Below are 21874 nucleotides of genomic sequence, written 5' to 3'. Positions count from 1 at the left end.
AATGGATGGCAAACACACCTTTGGTATGAAATGCCCGCTGGTATAATACCCGCAGATCCACGAATGTGAAGAAGAATGTTGGACACTCTGCCCCGCATTGCCCCGGCCGGTCAAAAGACCCGCTGTCCCGCCCTGCCGGATGGTCTGGACGCGGCCGTACTGGCTGGTCTGGCCCAGGCTGGCCACACCCTGCTCATTCTCACTGCCGATGCCCAGGCCGCCCAGCGGCTGAAGGCCGAACTGCCGTGGTTTGCGCCCGACATCAAGGCCGCGCTGCTGCCCGATTGGGAAACCCTGCCCTACGACCATTTTTCGCCACACGGCGAACTGGTAAGCGAGCGGCTGGCCACGCTGTGGCAGATCCACCGCGGCGAATGCCAGGTGGTGATTGCTCCGGTCAGCACCGCCATGACGCGGCTGGCGCCGGTCAGCTACCTGCTGGGTCGCACCTTTCTGCTGCAGAGCAAGCAGGCACTGGATGTGGAGCAACTGCGCGCCGACATGGTGACGGCAGGCTACAACCACGTCACCCAGGTGATGGCGCCGGGCGAGTTTTCCATTCGTGGCGGCCTGGTGGACCTGTTCCCCATGGGCAGCCCCCTGCCCTACCGCATCGACCTGTTCGACAAGGAAATCGACAGCCTGCGCACCTTCGACCCGGACAGCCAGCGCACGCTGTACCCGGTGCCGGAAATCCGCATGCTGCCGGCACGGGAATACCCGGCCGATGAAAGCGGCGTCACCGCCTTCCGCCAGCACTACCGCGAGCGCATGGAGGGCGACCCGTCCAAGAGCCGCATTTATAAAGAGGTATCGGCCAATCTGTTCCCGGCCGGCATCGAGTACTACCTGCCGCTGTTCTTCGACCAAACCGCCACCCTGTTCGACTACGTGGGCGAATCGGCATTGGTGGTGCTGCACCGCGACGTGGCCGGGGCTGCCGATACCTTCTGGAAAGACGTGCAGAACCGCTACCACATGGCGCAGGGCGACCCGGAACGTCCGGTACTGCCGCCGGCCGATGTGTTTTTGCGCCAGGACGAATTCCTCGGCCGCATCAAGCCCTATTCGCGCATTGAAATCCCCGCCAGCGGCGACGCAGACTCTGCCAGCCTGATGCTGCCCGACCTGGCCGTCGAGCGCCGTGCCGACAACCCGCTGCACAAGCTGGCGCATTATCTGCAACACAGCGGCCAGCGCGTGCTGCTGACGGCAGAAAGCCTGGGCCGGCGCGAAACCATGGTGCAGTTCCTGCACGAGCATGGCATCAAGCCGCAACTGATCGACCACTGGCAAGAGTTTGCCAGCGGCAACATGCCGCTGGCGCTGGTGGTGGCCCCGCTGTATTCCGGCTTTGCCCAGCAACAGCCGCCACTGTCCATCATTACCGAGAGCGAGCTATACCAGCACATCGCACGCAGCCACACCCGCCGCCGCCATGTGAAGATGAGCTCGGACTCCATGCTGCGCGACCTGGCCGAGGTGAAATCCGGCGACCCGGTGGTGCACGAGCAGCACGGCATCGGCCGCTATATCGGCCTGGTGTCGATGGACCTGGGCGAAGGCGAAACCGAGCTGATGCAGCTGGAATACGCCGACAATGCCACGCTCTATGTGCCGGTGAGCCAGCTGCACCTGATTTCGCGCTATGCCGGTGGCCCGTCCGAGCAGGCCCCGCTGCACAAGCTGGGCAACCCGGCCTGGGAAAAAGCCAAGAAACGCGCCGCGGAAAAAGCCCGCGACACCGCCGCCGAGCTGCTTAACCTCTATGCCCAGCGCGCCGCGCGCGAAGGCCACAGTTTTACCCTGTCCCACCACGATTACGATGCCTTTGCCGCCGGCTTCGGCTTCGAGGAAACCATCGATCAGGCCAATGCCATCGAAGCGGTGATTCACGATATGTGCAGCGGCAAGCCGATGGACCGCCTGGTGTGTGGCGATGTGGGCTTTGGCAAAACCGAAGTGGCGCTGCGCGCCGCCTTTGTTGCGGTAATGGGCGGCAAGCAGGTGGCGCTGCTGGTGCCCACCACCCTGCTGGCCGAGCAGCATTTCCAGAATTTCTCCGACCGTTTCAACGACTGGCCGGTGAAGATTGCCGAGCTGTCGCGCTTTCGCAGCGCCAAGGAAAGCAAGGCGGCGCTGGCCGGGCTGGCCGAGGGCACGGTGGACATCGTCATCGGCACCCACAAGCTGGTGCAGCCGGACGTACAGTTCAAGAACCTGGGGCTGGTGATCATCGACGAAGAACACCGCTTTGGCGTGCGCCAGAAAGAACAGCTCAAACGCCTGCGCGCCAATGTCGACGTGCTCACCCTCACCGCCACACCGATTCCGCGCACGCTGTCGATGGCGCTGGAAGGACTGCGCGACTTCTCGGTCATCGCCACCGCACCCAACCGCCGGCTGGCGGTGAAAACCTTTATCAGCCCGGCCAGCAATGGGGTGATCCGCGAGGCCGTACTGCGCGAACTCAAGCGCGGCGGCCAGGTGTTCTTCCTGCACAACGAAGTGGACACTATCGAAAACATGCGGGAAAAACTGGCCGAACTGGTGCCGGAAGCGCGCATCGGCGTGGCCCACGGCCAGTTGCGCGAGCGCGAGCTGGAACAGGTGATGCGCGATTTCCTGCAACAGCGCTTCAATGTGCTGCTGTGCTCCACCATCATCGAAACCGGCATCGACATTCCCAATGCCAACACCATCCTGATCAACCGCGCCGACAAGTTCGGCCTGGCCCAGCTGCACCAGCTGCGTGGCCGGGTGGGCCGCAGCCATCACCAGGCTTATGCCTATCTGCTGACGCCGGACGGCATGAGCAAGGACGCCGGCAAACGGCTGGAAGCCATCCAGCTATCCGGCGAGCTGGGGGCCGGTTTCTATCTGGCGATGCACGATATGGAAATCCGTGGCGCGGGCGAAGTGCTGGGCGAAGGCCAGTCGGGCGAAATGCAGGAAGTGGGTTTCTCCCTGTTTACCGAGATGCTCAAACAAGCGGTGCGCGACCTGAAAAAAGGCCGCGAGCCGGACCTGGACGCACCGCTGGGCGTCACCACCGAAATCAATCTGCACAGCCCGGCGCTGCTGCCGGATGCCTACTGCCCGGACGTGCATGAACGGCTGGTGCTGTACAAGCGCCTGGCCACTTGCGATACCGAGCAGGACATCGATGCCATCCACGAGGAACTGATCGACCGCTTCGGCCTGCCGCCGCAAACGGTAAAGACGCTGATCGAAAGCCACCGCCTGCGTCTGCTGGCCAAGCCGCTGGGTGTGGCCAAGCTGGACGCCAGCGAAGTGGCCATCCAGTTGCAGTTCATCAAGAACCCGCCGATCGACCCGATGAAGATCATCCAGCTGATCCAGAGCAAGAAGAACTACAAGCTGGCCGGTCAGGACAAGCTGCGGGTGGAGTCGAAGATAGAAGAAGTGGGCCTGCGCGTGGTACGGGTGAAGGAGCTGCTGAAAGAACTGGGCTAGGTTAGGCCAGATCCCGCTCCACAACGCCTGCCGCCCGGTGCTGCAGGCGTTTTTTCTGTTTCCTGCATTGCCATATCGCAAAACAGGGAGGAAACAGGCTGGGCGCTCTTGTGGTGGCAGGGCTACACTGACAGTGCAACACGCAGTCTTCCTCATCCTTACAACAACAGGAAAATGCGATGACCCACTCCCGCTACCACGCCCCGCTGCAAGACCGCAGCACTGACGACGACGAAGACGACGATGTGAAACTGCCCGCCTTCCGCCGCTATGAATCACAAGGTGTGATCCGCCAGATTTCCTACTATCTGTCCGGCGAAATTGTCGACCCCATCCAGTACACCGACCTGCTGTACACCCTGCGCACTGCCAGTGCCACCGACCTGATCTTCCTGCACCTCAACACCCCCGGCGGCAATTTCGATACCGGCTTGCAGATCATCAACAACATCGCCGCCAGCGAGGCGCACGTCATCACCATTCTGGAAGCCCGCGCCTTTTCCATGGGCGCACTGATCTTTCTGGCTGGCGACGAGCTGATCGTGCACGACACCTGCCAGCTGATGTTCCACAACTACTCGTCCGCATCCGTGGGCAAGGGCAATGAGCAGGCGGCGCAGGTGATGGCCAGCCGCAAATGGTTCGACAAGGTGATGCGCAATGTCTGCCGCCCCTTCCTGAGTGATCAGGAACTGGAACGCATCAGCAAGGGCGAGGATATCTGGCTGGATACCGACGACATCCGCCGCCGCCTGCTGCATCTGCAAAAGGGTGAACCGGCGGTCAAACCCAAAACCGCTAGCGCCAAGGTCAAGCCGGTGGCGCTCAGCGCGGATGACAGCGCCGCCACCAGCAAGCCGGTGCGCGCCAGCCGCAAGAACAAACCGGCCTGAGCAAACCGGTGGCCCAGCCCATGCCGGCTTACAGCCGGAACTTGGCCACGCTTTGTTGCAGGGTCTGCGAGGTCGTCGCCATGCGGCTGGCCGCGCTGGCCACCGAGCCGATGGCGGCGGCATTCTCTTCCGACATCTGGGCGATGGCCTCCACGCTGCGCGACAGGCTGCTGGCCGCCGTGCGCTGCTCGCCCAGGGCATCGGATATTTCATTCATCGCCACGGTCACCTCGGCCGAACGGTCGCAGATGGCATGCATGGACTGCCGCGCCAGGCTGGCGGTATCCGCCACCTTGGCCACATCCTGGCTGGCTTGCTGCATGCGTTCGGCCGCCATGGCCGTCTCGTGGTCTATGCTGCTGGTAATGCTGGCAATCTCCTGCACCGAGCGCGAAGTCCGCTCCGCCAGCTTGCGCACCTCGTCGGCCACCACGGCAAAACCACGTCCCTGCTCGCCGGCACGCGCGGCCTCGATGGCCGCATTCAGTGCCAGCAGATTGGTCTGATCCGCCACATCCTTGATCACAGTGGCGATATTGCCGATGCCCTTCACCTGCTCGGACAGATTGATGATGTCACTGGCCGCCTCGCGGATATCGCCGGCAGCGGTCTGGATGTCTTCGGTGGCGGCTGCGACATGGGTGCCGCCGGTATCGGAAGCGGCACCGGCATCACTGGCCTTGCCTGCGGCGCTGCGCGCATTGCTGGAAACATGCTCGATGCTCACCGTCAGCTGCTCCACGGCTGCGGCGGCCGATGAAGTGGATGCCGACTGGGTGTGCACGCTGGAGGAAACCTGGCTGCTGGCGGTGGACACCTGCTGCGCGGTCTGCGCCACCTCCTGCGCCCCCTGCACCACCTGGCGGATGATGCCGGCCAGCTCCTGACGCATTTGCAACAGCGAGTGCATCAGCTTGCCCAGTTCATCCTGCGGGCCGGCTGTCGTATCGTCCGGCTGCAGATTCCCGGCAGCCACATGTTCGGCCAGCTGCTGGGCCATGCCGATGCGCCGGGCAAAATTACCCGACATGATGATGGCCAGCCCGATGCCCAGCAGCATGGCCACACTGGCCACGATCAGCACGATGGTGCCGGTGTCGTGGGCTTGCGCACGGATATTGCCGACTGCCGCATTCATTTTCTGGTCCTGATGCTGCGACAGTTGATTGACTGCGTCCTGAAAGCCTTTCAGGGAAGGACTGAATTCCGTTCTGACAAAATCCAGTGATTTGCTGCTGTCCTTCTGTTTCAACAGGGCGAATAGGGTGTCGTATTTGCTGCGAATGGCAGCGCGGGCGTTCTGGATATTATCAAACAAACGTTTGCCTTCAGCCGATTTAACCAGCAGCGATAATTTTTCCATATCGTCACTGTTTGCCTTGGCATTGAGCCTGATAGTGTCAACCAGCTTATCAAGTTGGCCAGGATTGGTTTCCAGTGCCGCCTGATAACAAAGATCTTCGGCAAGAATGGCCCGTTTGACCAGATTATCTGCCAGCTGCGCCTTGGGATAGATATCATTTTCAATCTGGCTGGCCTGATCGGCCAAGGCAGATACGCCAAGCCCCGCATTGATACCGATTATCAACATCAGAACCAGAATCAAACCAAATCCGGCAAAGAACTTGCTGCGGATACTCATATTGCTGATAAACATTGCTTGCGCTCTCTCGTATTTATTAGGTCACCACAAACTGGCTAAATAATTGATGTTATTGTGTTTATCGCGCCCCCTGTCTGCGGCCCCAGCGCGATCACCAAGCATTATGCAAGAGTAATACTACAGGCTTGTGTTGATTCGACCTGCCGTCAAATCAAACTTGTATTAAAAACTGTTGGTGACAGCCCTAGCCGTCCCGTTCCGCTTATCGGCCTTCTCTGACCGGCACGGCCAGCACAGCAATATCAGTGCCATGGAAAATCCGGTTTATTCATTCGATATGAAACAAAGGCCACAGCAAATAATCACCGCCATTTTAATGACAATGACAATAAAATGCAGCCGGCAAGATGGTAAAAGCCAGTGAGCAAACAGGGACGGGATAGCTGCAGACAAAAAACAAGCGGGATGGCAGAGAGGAGAAAACCGGCCCGGAGCCACCAAGGCCGGTCAGCCCGGACCGCAGCCAGGCCATGAGGCCCGCTGGGACGGGGTTCAATCAACAATAAACAGCCGCGCCCCGGTCTTGGTCGAGGAGCGGTGTGGCTCGGCCTCGTCACTGACCTGATAACTCAGGCCGGGCGTCAGCATGAAGCGGCGGCCATCGGCCAGCTCGGTCAGCAGTTCGCCCTCCAGACACAGCAGGATATGGCCCTTGCGACACCAGTGATCGGCCAGATAACCGGGGCTGTACTCCACCATACGCACGCGGATGTTGCCGAACTGGCAGGTCCGCCATTGTGCCATCCCGCTTTCGCCGGGATGCTCGGTCGCGGTGATGGTCGACCAGTCGGTGACGCCAAAGGGAAAGTCGCTTAGCTGCATGATCTGCTCCATTGCCAGAAGTGGTGATCATTTATGACAGAAGATTTGACCTTCAGGCAAGCCTGCGCGGCACGCAGCTCACCCGGACTGTCCTGCGGCTACGGAACAACGCCGCGCCGGCCAGAGCTGCATCGATACGCTCGGCCATCCTCCGCCCTCCTCCTGATGCGGCTCGGCAGCCTGCATGCTACTGCGCCAGCCGCCACGGCGACCAGCCCCCGCCGCGGTGCCAGACGCCAAAAAGCCCGGAGCGTGCTCCGGGACTCAGCTGATTGGCAATCTCTCTCGCTTTCTGAAAAGAAAACGAGGCTGCCTTACAGGGTAAGGGCGGGGGGATGCGGAATAGATGGCAAGGCTGCGGAAGCCATCAGTGAGTCGAAAGGCCCGGCTTTGCCGGGCCCGGTGCCATCGCAGCAAATCACTTGGTCAGCAGCCTGCAGCCCGGAGCGTGCTCCGGGCCTGTCGGGCGATGCACTAAAGCCTTATACCGCCTTGAGCTTGCCCTTGGACTTGCTGCTCACCACAGCTGCTGCATCCGCGGTGGCGGCCTCGCGCAGATGGGCTTCGCACCAGGCGTGGCCGTAGTAGCTGTCCAGCAGCAGTTGCTTCAGTTCGCTGATCAGCGGATAGCGCGGGTTGGCGCCGGTGCACTGGTCATCGAAAGCCGCCTCGGCCAGCTTGTCCACCTTGGCCAGGAAATCCGCCTCGCTCACCCCCGCGGCCTGGATCGACATGGGGATATTGAGTGTCTGCTTGAGCTCGTCCACCCACTGCACCAGTTTTTCCACCCGCTGGTGATCGCGTTCGGCCTCCAGCCCCAGGTGACGGGCGATTTCGGCATAGCGCGCCACGCTCTTGGGCCGGTCGTACTGGCTGAAGGCGGTTTGCTTGGTCGGGATGTCTGCGGCGTTATAGCGGATGACATTGCTGATCAGCAAGGCATTGGCCAGGCCGTGCGCCAGGCCGAATTCCGCACCCAGCTTGTGCGCCATGGAGTGGCACACGCCGAGGAAGGCATTGGCAAAGGCGATGCCGGCAATGGTGGCAGCGTTATGGACTTGCTCGCGCGCTTTCGGGTCGCGTGCGCCGTGGAGGTAGGCCGATGGCAGGTAGTCCTTCAGCAGCTTCAGCGCCTGCAGGGCTTGCGGGTCGGAGTATTCATTGGCCATCACCGACACATAGGCTTCCAGCGCATGCGTCACCGCGTCGATGCCGCCAAAGGCGGTGAGCGATTTGGGCATGTCCATCACCAGATTGGCATCGACAATGGCCATGTGCGGGGTGAGTTCGTAATCGGCAATCGGGTATTTCACCCCGGTCACTTCATCCGTCACCACGGCAAACGGGGTGACTTCCGAGCCGGTGCCGGAGGTGGTGGGCACCGCCACCAGCATGGCCTTGCCGCCCAGCTTGGGGAACTGGTAGATGCGTTTGCGGATGTCCATGAAGCGCAGCGCCAGGTCGGCAAAATGCACTTCCGGGTGTTCGTACATCACCCAGATGATCTTGGCGGCATCCATCGGCGAGCCACCACCCAGCGCCATGATCACGTCCGGCTGGAAGGCATGGGCCAGATCAGCCCCCTTGCGCACGATGGCCAGTGTCGGGTCGGCCGGCACCTCGAAAAACACTTCCACTTCCAGCCCCATCTTTTTCAACAGGCGGATGGGCTCGTCGACAAAGCCGTGTTCAAACAGGTATTGCCCGGTGACGATCAGACAGCGCTTCTTGCCGGCCAGGTCTTCCAGTGCCACCGGCAGGCAGCCACGGCGGAAGTAAATGGACTTGGGCAGTTTGTGCCACAGCATGTTTTCCGCCCTCTTGGCCACGGTTTTCTTGTTGATCAGGTGTTTGGGGCCGACGTTTTCCGAGATGGAATTACCGCCCCAGGAGCCACAACCCAGCGTCAGCGACGGCGCCAGGCTGAAGTTGTACAAGTCGCCAATGCCACCATGCGAGGACGGGGTGTTGATGAGGATGCGCGCGGTTTTCATCTTGTCGCCAAAAGTGCGGATGCGCTCGCCCTGCAAGTCCTGATCGGTATACAGCGCCGAGGTGTGGCCGATGCCGCCCAGAGCCACCAGTGCTGCGGCCTTGTCGCAGGCATCGGCAAAATCACGGGCGCGGTACATGGCCAGCGTGGGTGACAGTTTTTCGTGGGCGAAGGCTTCGTCATTGCTCAGATCGCTTACTTCGCCAATCAGCACCTTGGTGTCGGCCGGTACGCTGATGCCGGCCATGGCGGCAATCTTGACCGCGCTCTGGCCGACGATGGCAGCATTCAGATTGCCACGGTTGAGGATGACCCCGGCCACGGCGGCGGTTTCCTGCGCGCTGAGAATGTAACCGCCATGGCGGGCAAAGCGTTCGCGCACGGCTTCATAAATGCTGTCCACCACGATGACCGACTGCTCCGAGGCGCACACCACGCCGTTGTCAAAGGTCTTGGACATCAGGATGGAGGCCACGGCGCGCTTGATGTCGGCGGTTTCATCGATCACCGCCGGGGTATTGCCCGCACCCACGCCAATGGCCGGTTTGCCGGAGGAATACGCCGCACGCACCATGCCGGGACCGCCGGTGGCCAGGATCAGGTTGATGTCCGGATGCTGCATCAGCGCATTGGACAGCTCGACGCTGGGCTCGTCGATCCAGCCGATGATGTCCTGCGGGGCGCCGGCAGCCACCGCGGCTTCCAGCACCAGCCGTGCCGCTTCGCAGGTGGAGCGACGCGCCCGCGGATGCGGCGAGAAGATGATGGCATTGCGGGTTTTCAGCGCGATCAGCGCCTTGAATATGGCGGTGGAGGTGGGGTTGGTGGTGGGCACGATGCCGCACAGGATGCCAATGGGTTCGGCAATGGTGATGGTGCCAAAGCTGTCGTCTTCCGACAGCACGCCGCAGGTTTTTTCATCCTTGTACTTGTTGTAGATGTACTCGGAGGCAAAGTGATTCTTGATCACCTTGTCTTCCATCACCCCCATGCCGGTTTCTTCCACCGCCATGCGCGCCAGCGGAATACGGGCATCGGCGGCCGCCAGTGCGGCACTGCGGAAGATGGCATCGACCTGCTGCTGGGAGAATTCGGCAAAAACCGCCTGGGCCTGTTTGACACGCGCTACCAGCGCATCCAGTTGTTCGAGAGTGGAAACAGACATGATGCTACTCCAATAATAAAGAAAGAAATCTTTCTGCTCCGGTTTAATCCCGCGTGATTATCCATTCAACATCAATCGATCACGCTGCTGCTGGACTGCCGGAATCACCAAGCCATTTTTGTAATTAACCCACTACAAAAAGACTCATTAATCTGTAGCAATAAATCGCCTGACAGCCTTTGTTTTCAATGGACCGTCTTAATTGCAGCCAGATTACTCCCCTTATCGCTCCGGAGTTTTGCGCCAAACCAAACTACTCCGGCAATTTCAGCTTTTTTTGAATAAGCTCCTCGCTCCGCACAAACAAACCCGCGACCGTGCTGTAGCAGGCCGCTTACAAAACCGCCAGACAAGAAAAACCGCCACGGCGCAATGGCGCGGTGGCGGTCGGTCGTGACGGAGGGATGGCTGGGCGTCAGTGCATGAAGCTGTAGCTGAAATACTGGCCCTGCTTCATCAGCTGGCGGATTCTGGCAGGGTCGGTCTCGCCATTCAGATTGGTGATGATCAGCTTGCCACTGCCCCGTTTCAGATCATTGCGCCAGTCGAAATAGCCGCCCAGAATCGCCAGCCGGCCGGCTTCCACTTCTCCGGAGAAGGTCAGAATGGCACCTTCCACCTGATTATTGATGTTGAGCAGCGCACCATTGGTACTGTCTATGCCCTGCGGCAAGCCCATGTGATGGACCACGGTCGCCATATCCGCGCTGGATGGCTCCTCCTCGCCCGCCACCGCCTTGATCGATGCGCAGGCGGCATGGCTGGCAAAAATCAGCACCGGTGTATGCAACTGGCGGATACCGTATTCGATGGTGCCCACCATGGGCTGCAACTGGTTGCCGACAGCGCGCACCAGATACAAGCCATCCACCACGCCCTTGGCCGGAATATCGGTCGGCACGCTGGAATCGGAGCAGCTGACCACCGTGGCACGGGCAGCTTGCTGGTCGCTGAGCGCGCGGAAATAAGCACGATCCTGTCCATTGAAATGGCGGCTGCTGGCCGCCATGATGCGCGCCACTTGCTCGCGGATCTGCTGCAACTGCGAGGCATAGGGCGAACTGCTGCGTGGCGGCCGGCTGCTGCGGTGTCGGGCCGGCTTTTTATGCGCCACCGCCTTGGCATGCGGCTTGCTGCCCGGGGCATGGACTTCCGGGCTGGGTTCGTGCAGCGCCTTGATCTCGGGTGCCGGTGCCTGTTTCACCTCGGGCGCCATGGCCTCCGGCTCCTTGGGCTTGGCGCGTGCCGCGGCCATGGAAGCAGCCAGTTTGGTGGGCAGGATAATGGTCTTGCGGCTGACTAAGGGTGCCGATGCCGCCTCGGCAGCCGCCGGCTTGGCCGCGCTCGCTGTCGGGCTCTGCTTGCCCGGCAATACGATGGGAGCCCCCACCTTGTCTTCCGCCACAGCCAGCTGCCCCAGCATCCCCAGCCCAAGCCAGAGAAGCACCATCCTGCTGCCGGCATTTCGCCCTTGTCTATTCATCACCGCCATCCATTCTGTTGTTATCCCTGGCTAAGGTCTGCCACCTCAGTGACGCCTGCTCATGCCTAGTGGCACTACGCGGACGCTGCCTTCACTATCGGCCAGCCTGGCCAAAACTGAAGCCACGACATGGCATCCGGCTGGCCCTTGCTGCAAAAACATGCCGGATCACCCGCAAAGCGGCGGCCCGGCAGCGCCAGTGCCGCTGCCGTATCAATGGCTGCCAGCACGCTGCTGCCCCAGCACCACCCCGCCCAACACCAGCAGGCAGGCCAGCCACTGGCTGCCCAGCAGCGTTTCTCCCAGCAACAGCCAGGCCAGCAGCACGGTAAACAAGGGAATCAGGTTGATAAAGGCCGAGGCATGCGCCACCGGCATCTTGCTGACCGCCCAGGTATACAGGCCGTAAGCCCCCAGGGTGACGCAAGCTCCCAGGTACAGCACCAACAGGCTGGGCAAGAGCGGAAAGTGCGCCGGCCACTGCGCCCAAGGCGTCAGCAAGGCCACGCCAAACCAGATGCTGCCCAGCACGGTCTGCATGCCGGTAATGGCCAGGGCCGAATAGCGGCGCGACAAGCGCTTGGCAATCAGCACATAGCAGGTGGCACACAGCATGGCGCAGAACTCCAGCAGATTGCCCAGCGCCGGATGCGGCGCCTGTGCCGAAGCCTGGCCATCCAGCGTCAGCCACAACACGCCGACAAACGATACCGCCAGCCCCAGCCAGTTACGTGGCGTCATCTTTTCACGCAGGAACAACATCGCCCCCACCCCGGTCAGCAGCGGCAGAGTGGCGGTAATCACCGAGGCCTGCGAGGCCGAGGTATTCACCAGTGCCTGCGCCTCGAACAGAAAATACAGACAGGGCTCGGCCAGGCCCATGGCCAGCATCCAGCGCCAGTCGCCGCGCTGGTAACGCCAGCGCTCGCCACGTTGCCACAACATGGGCAGCAGGCAGCAGCTGGCAATGACCATGCGGGCAAACAACACCGCCAGCGGGTCGAATACGGCAAACACGATCTTGAGCGCGATAAAGGCGCTGGCCCACAACAACATGGCAGTACTCAGCGCAAAGGCAGGCAACATGGGTAATCCATCGCAAAAGAAAAAGCCGCCGGCGACCATCGCCAGCGGCGGTCATTCTCCCATATCCCGTCCTAGCGCGTGACTTCGGCAAAGACTTCCAGCACCTTGCCGCTCAAGGGCTGGCTCAGGGCACGTAGATAACTCCGGGCAATCTGTTCGCTGCTGATCGACATGAAACCGGCAAAGGCCGCGGCACCGCGCTCATCCCCCGCCACCGGGCCGGGGCTGACCAGATTCACCCGCGCCTGGCCCCACAGCTCCTGCGCCGCCGAGCGCACAAAGGCCGCCAGGCCGGCGTTGACCAGGCTGGCACAACTACCGCCGCTGATATGTTCACGCTCCAGCAGGCCGGAAGTCAGCACGAACACCGCACCGGCTTTAAGATGACGGGCACCGCTCTGCACCAGCCGCACCTGTCCCAGCAGTTTGTGATTCAGCCCATCCTGCCAGTCGGTCTCAGTCAATTGCGACAGCGGCTTGAACGGCACATGGCCGGCCGTCACCACCACCGCATCCAGATCAGGATGCGCCTGATACATCGCCTCGATGCTGACCGGGTCGGTCATGTCCACCTGTACATCACCACTGCTGCGCCCGCCCACCAGCACCTGATGCTGCGCGGACAGCAGCTCCACCACCGCGCTGCCGATGACACCGCGCCCACCAATCACCAGTACTTTCATTGTCCTGCCTTTCATGATTTGCCTATCGTTCAAAAAAACATGCCAATCAATCATACGCAGGACAAATATCGCGGATAAGCCCAATAGAAAATCTTCAATGTTCAATAAAAAGAACAATAATGCCAATGACAGCCCTGGGCGCTTGCTGGCATGGCCTTGGGAAAATTCTTGGTACTGTTCAAAAAACAGGGCCAGTCCTATGCTAATATCGTGAAAAACGCCGTCAAACCTGCCGCCCTTGCCACACACTGTTCTGCCATGAAAACAAGCCAGACTCCCTCGCCCGATGCCCTGCTGGCCTTTGACGCCCTGGCGCGCAAAGGCAGTTTTACCGCCGCCGCCGATGACATCGGCTGCGCCAAAAGCCGTATCAGCCAGCTGGTGAAAGAGCTGGAACAAGGCTTGGGTACGGTGCTGGTGCTACGCAATACCCGGCGGGTGGCGCTGACCGAAACCGGCCGCCGCCTGGCCGAGCATGCCCGCCAGCTGCGCGAAATGCTGGAGCAGGTGGGACCGGACATCGAACAGGCCCAGGGCTTGATCGAAGGGCCGCTGCGTATCAGCGCCACCGCCTCCTTTGCCCAGTATCTGCTGGCTCCCATGCTGTCCGAGCTGGCGGCCTGCCATCCGGACCTGGAACTGGAACTGCGCGCGGAAAACCGCCTGCAAGACCCGATCAACGACGGCGTCGACTTCTGCATCCGCTCGCGCAATGTGCACGACGACCGGCTGGTGGCCAAGCCACTGGGCTTTGTCTGGGAGGCGCCCTATGCTTCGCCCGACTATCTGGCCAAGGCCCCGCCGCTAAACAGCCCGGACGACCTGTGCCGCCACCGCATCCTGCTCAACAGCCACCATGTTTACGGCCGCGAATGGCGGCTGGAAAAAGATGGCGAACTCAAATCCATCACCACCCGTCCCATGCTGGTCTGCGACCAGTACGCCTCGCTCATCTCCGGCCTGATTGCCGGCCACGGCGTGGCCCTGCTGCCGCACTATGTGGCCAGCCATTATCTGGAAAGCGGCCATCTGGTCCGCGTGCTGCCCGGCTGGCAAGGCGGCAGCTGGCCGGTGTACCTGGTGTTTCCCTATCGCCAGCCCTTGCCGAAAAAATACGAAGCCTTCATCCAGCACGTCACCCCGCGCCTGCGCGCCGTACTGGAAGAACGGCCACTGTATTCCGGCGAAAAACCCTGACTGGCACAGCCTTGATCCAGACCAAAGCGGCCGGCGAACGGCTTTGCCACAATCGCGCGTCATCAGTGCAACGAGAATCAGGCGCAGTGCGCCCAATGAGGCTGGCAATGGAATACGTGGATATTTTGATCGTGGGCGGTGGCATGGTGGGCAGCGCCCTGGCCTGCGCACTCAGTGGCAAGGGCTTGCGCATTACCGTACTGGAACAGGCTGCGCCGCAACCCTTTGATAGCGCCCAGCCACCCGACCTGCGGGTGTCGGCCATCAGCCCGGCTTCGGCCAGCCTGCTGGACGGGCTGGGCGCCTGGCAAGGCATCCTCGCCATGCGCGCCGCACCCTACCGCCGCATGCAGGTGTGGGAAGACCAGGAAAGCAAGGGCACGCTGTTCGATGCCGCCGAAGCGGGGGTGGACACACTGGGACACATCGTGGAAAACCGCATCGTGCAACTGGCCACCACCGCCTGCCTGCAAGAGAAAGACGACATCCGTTATATCTGCCCGGCGCGCATTGCCAGCATTGTTTACGAGCCCAAGGCCTCGCGCGTCACGCTGGAAGATGGCAGCGTGCTGGTGGCCCGCCTGCTGGTGGCCGCCGACGGTGCCCGCTCGCAAGTGCGCGATGCCGCCGGTATCGGCATCACCAGCTGGGACTACCCCATGCATGCGCTGGTGGCCAGCTGCGAAATGAACCATGATCAGCAGGACATCACCTGGCAGCGTTTCACCGCCAGCGGTCCGCAAGCCTTTCTGCCGCTCACCGGCAGCCACGCCTCACTGGTGTGGTATCACACCCCGACCGAGGTCAAACGCCTGCTGGCACTGAGTGATGAAGCACTGGTGTCGGCTTTCTGCGCCAGCTTTCCGCAGAAACTGGGTGGCATCCGCCAATTGCTGGCACGCGGCTCTTTTGCCCTCACCCGTCGCCATGCTGCCAGCTATGCCAAGGACGGCGTGGTACTGGCCGGCGATGCCGCGCATACCATCCACCCGCTGGCCGGGCAGGGCGTGAATCTGGGCTTTCAGGATGTGGCTGTACTGGCCGAGGTCATCGGCGATGCCGTCAGCGCAGGCCACGACTTTGCCGACGGCCGCGTACTCAAACGCTACGAACGCCGCCGCAAGCCGGCCAACCTGGCGATGCAGACCGGCATGGACGCCTTCTGCTACGGTTTTGCCAATGAAATCGGCCCACTCAAGGCCGCGCGCAAGCTGGGCCTGCAGCTGGCCGACAAGGCTGGCCCGCTCAAGCGCGAAGTCATCCGCTACGCGCTGGGGCTGCCGCGCGGAGCCTGACCAGCCCCGCTGCCAGCAAAACAAAAACCGGACAAAAGTCCGGTTTTTTCATGCTCTCACCGCCTCAGCCAGGCTATTTGAGAATTTCCACTTGTTTGACATCAATCTTGCTGCCAGAAAACTCCTTGTCTACCTTGCCCTGCAAACGGACTTTGCTTTGCGCGGTAAATTTTTCAGCCGGCAGATACTTGCTGTCGATTTCCACTTTTGCCGTACCGCTGGCATCCTTGAACTCATAATGCTTGTGATCGATCTGGCGGACGATATTGCCCTCCAGCATGACGCGGCTGTCGTCGGCGGCCTGCAACGCCTTGGCCACGGTGGTGAGCGCGGGTGTGCTGCCTTCGCCGACAAATTCGGCATGGGCGCCCAGCGGCAGGATGGCGGCGATACTCAGCATGGCAAGAATTTTTTTCATGATCTGTCCTTATATGAAGGGAAAGTGCCCCACCATTTAAGTCCGGTGAGCTTAAGCCATGCTTAAAACAGCCATCAGCAAACTCATGCTTTAGGTCAGTCACAGCAATGCCGCTCGCCCATAAAAAAACCGCCCTCGAGAGGGCGGTTTCTGTCTAACCGGCAGTTGCAGGCTTAGGCGTTCAGTTCGCGGGCCAGGTACAGCCAGGTTTCCACCACGGTGTCCGGGTTGAGGGACACGGTTTCGATGCCCTCTTCCACCAGCCACTTGGCAAAGTCCGGATGATCCGACGGGCCCTGACCACAGATGCCGACATACTTGCCAGCCTTGCGGCAAGCCTGGATCGCCATATGCAGCATGGCTTTCACGGCTTCGTTGCGCTCGTCGAAGGTGGCGGCAATCGGGCCACCGGAGTCGCGGTCCACACCCAGGGTAAGCTGGGTCATGTCGTTGGAGCCGATAGAGAAGCCGTCGAAGAACTGCAGGAACTTGTCGGCCAGCACAGCGTTGGTCGGCAGTTCGCACATCATGATCAGACGCAGGCCGTTTTCGCCACGCTTCAGACCATTGGCAGCCAGGATTTCCACAACCTTCTCGGCTTCAGCCAGGGTGCGGACAAACGGGATCATCACTTCCACGTTGACCAGGCCCATCTCGTCGCGCACCTTCTTGATGGCGCGGCATTCCAGGTCGAAACAGTCACGGAAGGATTCAGCCACGTAGCGCGCAGCACCACGGAAACCGATCATCGGGTTTTCTTCATGCGGTTCGTACAGCTGACCGCCGATCAGGTTGGCGTACTCGTTCGACTTGAAGTCGGACATGCGCACGATGACCTTTTTCGGGGTGAAGGCTGCGGCCAGGGTGGCAACACCCTCGGCAATCTTGTCCACATAGAAGTCAACCGGGCTTGCGTAACCGGCAATGCGATCGCTGATGGTCGCCTTCAGGTCGGCCGGCAGGGTGTCGAATTCCAGCAGGGCCTTGGGGTGAATACCGATCTGGCGGTTAATCACGAATTCCATGCGAGCCAGACCCACACCTTCGTTCGGCAGCTGCGCGAAGTCGAAGGCCAGTTCCGGGTTACCCACGTTCATCATGATCTTGACCGGGGCGGCCGGCATCTTGTCCAGCTCGAGGTCGATCACTTCCACGTCCAGCAGGCCATCGTAGATGTTGCCGGTATCGCCTTCGGCGCAGGAAACGGTCACCTGCATGCCTTCACGCAGGATGTCGGTGGCGTCACCACAACCCACCACGGCCGGGATACCCAGTTCGCGGGCGATAATCGCCGCGTGACAGGTACGACCACCACGGTTGGTCACGATGGCGGCGGCACGCTTCATCACCGGTTCCCAGTCCGGGTCGGTCATGTCAGTCACCAGTACATCGCCAGCCTTGACGCGATCCATCTCGGAAGCGTCCTTGATGGTGCGCACGGTGCCCTGGCCAATCTTCTGACCAATGGCGCGGCCTTCGCACAGCACGGTGGACTTGCTGTTCAGGCGGTAGCGACGCAGGGTGTCCTTGCGGTCTTCCTGCGACTTCACGGTTTCCGGACGGGCTTGCAGGATGTACAGCTTGCCATCGCCACCATCACGGCCCCACTCGATGTCCATCGGGCGGCCATAATGTTTTTCGATGATCAGCGCGTATTCAGCCAGCTCGGCCACTTCGGCGTCGGTGATGGAGAATTGCTTGCGCAGTTCTGCCGGTACATCCACGGTCTTGACCGAGCGGCCAGCCTGGGAAGCATCGGTGAATTCCATCTTGATCAGCTTGGAACCCATGTTCTTGCGCAGCACGGCCGGACGACCTGCTTTCAGGGTCGGCTTGTGTACGTAGAATTCGTCGGGGTTGACGGCGCCTTGTACCACGGTTTCGCCCAAGCCATAGGAAGCGGTGATGAACACCACGTCTTCAAAGCCGGATTCGGTGTCGATGGTGAACATCACACCAGCAGCACCCGTGTCGGAACGCACCATACGCTGTACACCGGCGGACAGAGCCACCACATCGTGGGCAAAGCCTTTGTGTACGCGATAGGAAATGGCGCGGTCGTTGTACAGGGAAGCAAAAACATGCTTCATCGCATCCTTGACGTTTTCAAGGCCACGAATGTTCAGGAAGGTTTCTTGCTGGCCTGCGAACGAGGCATCGGGGAGGTCTTCTGCAGTTGCGGAAGAACGGACTGCTACGGAAATATCTGCACCACCGGAATCGGCAACCATCTTGTCCCAGGCAGTCTTGATATCTTCATCAAGCTTGGCCGGGAAAGGGGTATCGATGATCCACTGGCGAATTTCCTTGCCGACTCGTGCCAACTCGGTCACGTCGTCGATGTCCAGATTGGACAGCGCGGCGCTGATCTTGTCAGCCAAGCCATTGTGCTGGAGGAAATCTCGGTAGGCATCCGCGGTAGTGGCAAAACCACCGGGGACTCGGACGCCCGAGCCTGCCAGCTGACTGATCATTTCACCCAGGGAGGCGTTCTTGCCGCCTACCTGTTCAACGTCAGTCATGCGCAGCTTCTCGAACCAGATGACGTAGTTCTCTGCCATCACTTCACTTCCTGTGTTGGATTGGACGGATAGAAAACCCGCATTCTAGCCGAATACCACAGGACTTGCGTAGCCCATTTTGCAGCGCACAACATCAGGGTTTGCCCCATATCAATGCAAACCACGCCCGAGAATGGTGAGTGTAAGGGCGTTTCTTTGCCGATTTGTGACCGCAATGTAGTGTGGCAACTACAACAAAAGCCATAGCCAGGGCGGATCATGGCCAATTCATGCCAGCACCCTCTGCGCTGCCGTACAGTCGGCGGGCAGGGGTATAATCCCTGACAACTATTTTCTTACCGATTCCGAAACAGGTGCATCCATGCCACACCGCCGCTCCGCCTTTTTCATCTCCGACCGCACCGGCATCACCGCCGAATCGCTGGGCAATACCCTGCTGACCCAGTTCGACACCCTGGAATTCAAGCGCGAGGCCATCCCCTTCATCGACACGGTGGAAAAGGCCCAGGTAGTGGTCCACCACATCCGTGCCGTGGCCGAAGCCGATCACCTCAAGCCACTGGTGTTCACCAGCATCGTCAACCCGGAAGTACGCCAGGTACTGCATATCGACAATGCCTTGGTGGTGGATTTCTTCGATACCTTCATCGGCGAGCTGGAAGCCGAGCTGGGGCAAAAGGCTTCGCTGACCCTGGGCAAGGCGCATGGTGTGGGCAGCGAGGAGAAATACGACCACCGCATCGAAGCGGTGAACTTCTCGCTCAATCACGACGACGGCGTAAAGCTGAAAGACCTGGCCGAGGCCGATGTCATCCTGGTGGGCGTGTCGCGCTCCGGCAAAACGCCAACCTGCCTGTATCTGGCACTGCAATACGGCATCAAGGCCGCCAACTACCCGCTCACCCCGGAAGACCTGGACAGCCCCACCCTGCCCAAGATGCTGCTGCCCTACCGCAACAAGATGTTCGGCCTGACCATCGACCCGGCGCGCCTGCACCATATCCGCCAGGAACGCCGACCGGATTCCAAATACGCCAGCCTGGACAACTGTCACTTCGAAGTGAACGAGGCCGAATCGATGTTCCGCTTCCACGGCGTGCCCTTCATCAGCACCACCCACAAGTCCATCGAAGAAATCGCCACCACCATCATGCACAAGGCCACCTTGTCACGTCGTTTCTAAGCACCGCTGACAAAAACCCTGCTGCTGCGTGGCGCCTCCTTGCTCCAGGGCCGCTACGCTATTTTGTGAGCCGCGCTAAGCCGCGCCAGCGGCTGGCAAGCAAAAAAGGAAGGCTGTCATGCCTTCCTTTTTTTGCGCCCATCGCCACCACAGCCGGGCCACAAGCACAATATCCCATTGTTTTAAATGGACTTTTAAAACACAGCGCAGGAACTGTCACCGGCCACGGCGGCTCCAAACAAGACCACCACAGCGGAGCGGCCCATGTTCATCCTCCCCATCACCAGCTGGCACAGCTATGCACCAGGCAGTTGGCGCCAGGGAACGCAGCTGGCCGGCGTCAGCGGCAAACCGGACACCCCCGTGCTCTCCGGCGAACTGCGCAAGGAAATGGCGGAAGCCCGCCACGATCAGCAGCAATCTGCCGCCGGGCAGCAACAGCCGGACCACGCCTTCCCCGGCAGAGCGGCCCAGGACCACCAGCAAGCCGCCCCGGCGCTGGGCAGTGTGATCGATGTCAGCGTCTGAGCTGTTCAGAATAATCCCGCACTGTTCCTGTCATTTTCTTTGGGTATTTTTGCAACAGCCGCTGCTTGACGGCGGCAAGCCGGCCGTGTTGTGATAGAAAACATGAACTCACGCAACGCATTCGCATCCTTCAACTGGTGGTGGCGCCTCTTCTGAGGTGGCACCGGCGACTGCGCACGCATACAACCCGGAGGCTGCCGACAAGGCGGATCCGGGTTTTGTTTTGTCTACGTTCCTCCTTGTCGATGGTTTCCCTTGCTTGATTACCAACAGGAACCCGACATGAAACCGAGCGACATCACTTCCCAGGACATCATTCTCACCGGCGACCGCACCACCGGCTCGCTGCACCTTGGCCATTACGTGGGCTCGCTGCGCAACCGCGTACTGCTGCAGGACCGCTGCCAGCAATTCCTGCTGCTGGCCGATGCCCAGGCGCTGACCGACAATATGGGCAATTACCTGAAAGTGCGCGACAACGTGCTGCAGGTGGCGCTGGATTATCTGGCGGTGGGCATCGACCCGGCCAAGAGCACCATCTTCATCCAGAGCCTGGTGCCGGAGCTGACCGAGCTGGCGTCTTACTACCTCAATCTGGTGACGGTATCGCGGCTGGAACGCAACCCCACCATCAAGGATGAAATAAAACAACGCGGCTACGAGCGCGACATTCCGGCCGGCTTCCTCACCTACCCCGCCGCCCAGGCCGCTGACATCACCGCCTTCAAGGCCACCATCGTGCCGGTGGGCGAAGACCAGATCCCGATGATCGAGCAGACCAACGAAATCGTGCGCCGCTTCAACAGCAGCGTGGACACCCCGGTACTGGTGGAAGCCAAGGCCATGGTGCCGGCCGTGGGCGCGCGCCTGCCCGGCATCGACGGCAAGGCCAAGATGTCCAAGTCGCTGGGCAACACCCTCACCCTGTCCGCCACTGCCGATGAAATCCGCCAGGCGGTGAAGATGATGTACACCGACCCCAATCACCTGCGCGTGTCCGACCCCGGCCAGGTGGAAGGCAATGTGGTGTTCAGCTATCTGGATGCCTTCCACCCCAATATCGAACTGGTCAAGCGCCTGAAAGAGCATTACCAGCAAGGCGGACTGGGAGACAGCGTCATCAAGCAGCATCTGGAAGAATGCCTGCAAGAACTGCTGGCCCCCATCCGCCAACGCCGCGAGGAATACGCCCGCGACCCGGCAGCCATTCTGGCCATGCTCAAACAAGGCACCGCCCGCGCCCGACAGGTGGCCGCCGTCACCCTGAGTGAGGTGAAGGCCGCCATGGGGCTGAACTACTACTAAGCGCCACCAGCAAAACCCTGCGGCAGCCATGCGCCCTCCTGCCCTACCTCGGCTACTGCCGGCGTCGGCGCAGCTTGCCCCGGAAAGGCTACGCCCTTGTTAGCCACTCTCAGCCGCCAGCGCTGCTGCGTGCATCCCGGTCGATCCGGCTTGTGATGCAC

Annotated in this window: 15 protein-coding genes; 7 read left to right on the top strand and 8 right to left on the bottom strand. The window is 60.9% G+C overall.

Annotation, left to right across the window (positions count from 1 at the left end):
* Positions 1–75 precede the first annotated feature (75 nt).
* Both mfd and DFR38_RS16595 read left to right on the top strand, forming a co-directional pair.
* On the top strand, positions 76–3477 hold the full coding sequence (gene mfd, locus DFR38_RS16600; RefSeq protein ID WP_059286069.1) for a transcription-repair coupling factor: 3402 nt from the start codon (positions 76–78) through the stop codon (positions 3475–3477).
* A gap of 179 nt (positions 3478–3656) precedes the next feature.
* A complete protein-coding gene (locus DFR38_RS16595) occupies positions 3657–4370 on the top strand; it encodes a Clp protease ClpP (RefSeq protein WP_082693449.1) in 714 nt (237 codons plus the stop codon).
* A 28-nt stretch (positions 4371–4398) separates the two neighbouring features.
* Here DFR38_RS16595 and DFR38_RS16590 read toward each other — a convergent pair whose 3' ends face one another.
* From DFR38_RS16590 to DFR38_RS16565, 6 genes are all read right to left on the bottom strand, one after another.
* Complete coding sequence (locus DFR38_RS16590) at positions 4399–6012, bottom strand: methyl-accepting chemotaxis protein (protein ID WP_161968937.1); 1614 nt, start codon at positions 6010–6012, stop codon at positions 4399–4401.
* A gap of 513 nt (positions 6013–6525) precedes the next feature.
* The gene (locus DFR38_RS16585; RefSeq protein ID WP_059286073.1) at positions 6526–6855 is read right to left on the bottom strand and encodes a DHCW motif cupin fold protein; all 330 of its coding nucleotides are present in this window, start codon (positions 6853–6855) and stop codon (positions 6526–6528) included.
* 482 nt (positions 6856–7337) lie between these two features.
* Entirely contained in the window at positions 7338–10013 is a 2676-nt protein-coding gene (adhE, locus tag DFR38_RS16580; protein WP_110313646.1) for a bifunctional acetaldehyde-CoA/alcohol dehydrogenase, read from the bottom strand.
* Between the two features lie 415 nt (positions 10014–10428).
* Positions 10429–11463: a carbonic anhydrase gene (locus tag DFR38_RS16575; RefSeq protein ID WP_158527752.1), complete on the bottom strand. Its 1035-nt coding sequence runs from the start codon at positions 11461–11463 to the stop codon at positions 10429–10431.
* Positions 11464–11709: 246 nt separating this feature from the next.
* Positions 11710–12582 carry a DMT family transporter gene (locus tag DFR38_RS16570; RefSeq protein ID WP_059286742.1) on the bottom strand — a complete coding sequence of 291 codons (873 nt, stop codon included), beginning with the start codon at positions 12580–12582 and terminating at the stop codon, positions 11710–11712.
* 71 nt (positions 12583–12653) lie between these two features.
* Positions 12654–13280: a short chain dehydrogenase gene (locus DFR38_RS16565; protein WP_158527751.1), complete on the bottom strand. Its 627-nt coding sequence runs from the start codon at positions 13278–13280 to the stop codon at positions 12654–12656.
* A 243-nt stretch (positions 13281–13523) separates the two neighbouring features.
* Between DFR38_RS16565 and DFR38_RS16560 the strand changes: the two genes are divergently transcribed.
* Positions 13524–14462, top strand: a complete 939-nt coding sequence (locus DFR38_RS16560) for a LysR family transcriptional regulator (protein ID WP_110313653.1) — start codon at positions 13524–13526, stop codon at positions 14460–14462.
* Between the two features lie 107 nt (positions 14463–14569).
* Complete coding sequence (locus tag DFR38_RS16555) at positions 14570–15757, top strand: FAD-dependent monooxygenase (protein ID WP_110313643.1); 1188 nt, start codon at positions 14570–14572, stop codon at positions 15755–15757.
* Positions 15758–15830: 73 nt separating this feature from the next.
* On the opposite strand, the gene DFR38_RS16550 is transcribed toward DFR38_RS16555, so the two are convergent.
* Both DFR38_RS16550 and ppsA read right to left on the bottom strand, forming a co-directional pair.
* On the bottom strand, positions 15831–16175 hold the full coding sequence (locus DFR38_RS16550) for a YgiW/YdeI family stress tolerance OB fold protein (RefSeq protein WP_059286740.1): 345 nt from the start codon (positions 16173–16175) through the stop codon (positions 15831–15833).
* A gap of 173 nt (positions 16176–16348) precedes the next feature.
* Positions 16349–18736, bottom strand: a complete 2388-nt coding sequence (gene ppsA / locus DFR38_RS16545; RefSeq protein ID WP_110313642.1) for a phosphoenolpyruvate synthase — start codon at positions 18734–18736, stop codon at positions 16349–16351.
* A 322-nt stretch (positions 18737–19058) separates the two neighbouring features.
* Here ppsA and ppsR point away from each other — a divergent pair, with 322 nt between their 5' ends.
* The 3 genes from ppsR to trpS all read left to right on the top strand — a co-directional run bounded on the left by ppsR (position 19059) and on the right by trpS (position 21713).
* A complete protein-coding gene (ppsR, locus tag DFR38_RS16540) occupies positions 19059–19880 on the top strand; it encodes a posphoenolpyruvate synthetase regulatory kinase/phosphorylase PpsR (RefSeq protein WP_059286739.1) in 822 nt (273 codons plus the stop codon).
* Between the two features lie 264 nt (positions 19881–20144).
* The gene (locus tag DFR38_RS16535) at positions 20145–20408 is read left to right on the top strand and encodes a hypothetical protein (protein ID WP_059286738.1); all 264 of its coding nucleotides are present in this window, start codon (positions 20145–20147) and stop codon (positions 20406–20408) included.
* Between the two features lie 282 nt (positions 20409–20690).
* Positions 20691–21713 carry a tryptophan--tRNA ligase gene (gene trpS, locus DFR38_RS16530; protein WP_059286737.1) on the top strand — a complete coding sequence of 341 codons (1023 nt, stop codon included), beginning with the start codon at positions 20691–20693 and terminating at the stop codon, positions 21711–21713.
* Positions 21714–21874 lie beyond the last annotated feature (161 nt).

It is taken from the genome of Aquitalea magnusonii (assembly GCF_003202035.1).
In the GTDB taxonomy this organism is placed as follows: Bacteria; Pseudomonadota; Gammaproteobacteria; order Burkholderiales; family Chromobacteriaceae; genus Aquitalea; species Aquitalea magnusonii.
The sequence above is the reverse complement of the archived record's forward strand: the minus strand, read 5'-3'. Positions and strand labels throughout refer to the sequence as shown.

Excerpts from the sequence above, each read along its gene's own strand:
- DFR38_RS16595 (WP_082693449.1), top strand. The coding sequence starts at position 3,657 with ATGACCCACTCCCGCTACCACGCCCCGCTGCAAGACCGCAGCACTGAC.
- DFR38_RS16565 (WP_158527751.1), bottom strand. The coding sequence starts at position 13,280 with ATGAAAGGCAGGACAATGAAAGTACTGGTGATTGGTGGGCGCGGTGTC.
- DFR38_RS16570 (WP_059286742.1), bottom strand. The coding sequence starts at position 12,582 with ATGTTGCCTGCCTTTGCGCTGAGTACTGCCATGTTGTTGTGGGCCAGC.
- DFR38_RS16535 (WP_059286738.1), top strand. The coding sequence starts at position 20,145 with ATGTTCATCCTCCCCATCACCAGCTGGCACAGCTATGCACCAGGCAGT.
- ppsA (WP_110313642.1), bottom strand. The coding sequence starts at position 18,736 with ATGGCAGAGAACTACGTCATCTGGTTCGAGAAGCTGCGCATGACTGAC.
- DFR38_RS16560 (WP_110313653.1), top strand. The coding sequence starts at position 13,524 with ATGAAAACAAGCCAGACTCCCTCGCCCGATGCCCTGCTGGCCTTTGAC.
- DFR38_RS16555 (WP_110313643.1), top strand. The coding sequence starts at position 14,570 with ATGGAATACGTGGATATTTTGATCGTGGGCGGTGGCATGGTGGGCAGC.
- trpS (WP_059286737.1), top strand. The coding sequence starts at position 20,691 with ATGAAACCGAGCGACATCACTTCCCAGGACATCATTCTCACCGGCGAC.
- adhE (WP_110313646.1), bottom strand. The coding sequence starts at position 10,013 with ATGTCTGTTTCCACTCTCGAACAACTGGATGCGCTGGTAGCGCGTGTC.
- DFR38_RS16590 (WP_161968937.1), bottom strand. The coding sequence starts at position 6,012 with ATGAGTATCCGCAGCAAGTTCTTTGCCGGATTTGGTTTGATTCTGGTT.
- DFR38_RS16585 (WP_059286073.1), bottom strand. The coding sequence starts at position 6,855 with ATGCAGCTAAGCGACTTTCCCTTTGGCGTCACCGACTGGTCGACCATC.
- ppsR (WP_059286739.1), top strand. The coding sequence starts at position 19,059 with ATGCCACACCGCCGCTCCGCCTTTTTCATCTCCGACCGCACCGGCATC.
- mfd (WP_059286069.1), top strand. The coding sequence starts at position 76 with ATGTTGGACACTCTGCCCCGCATTGCCCCGGCCGGTCAAAAGACCCGC.
- DFR38_RS16575 (WP_158527752.1), bottom strand. The coding sequence starts at position 11,463 with ATGGTGCTTCTCTGGCTTGGGCTGGGGATGCTGGGGCAGCTGGCTGTG.
- DFR38_RS16550 (WP_059286740.1), bottom strand. The coding sequence starts at position 16,175 with ATGAAAAAAATTCTTGCCATGCTGAGTATCGCCGCCATCCTGCCGCTG.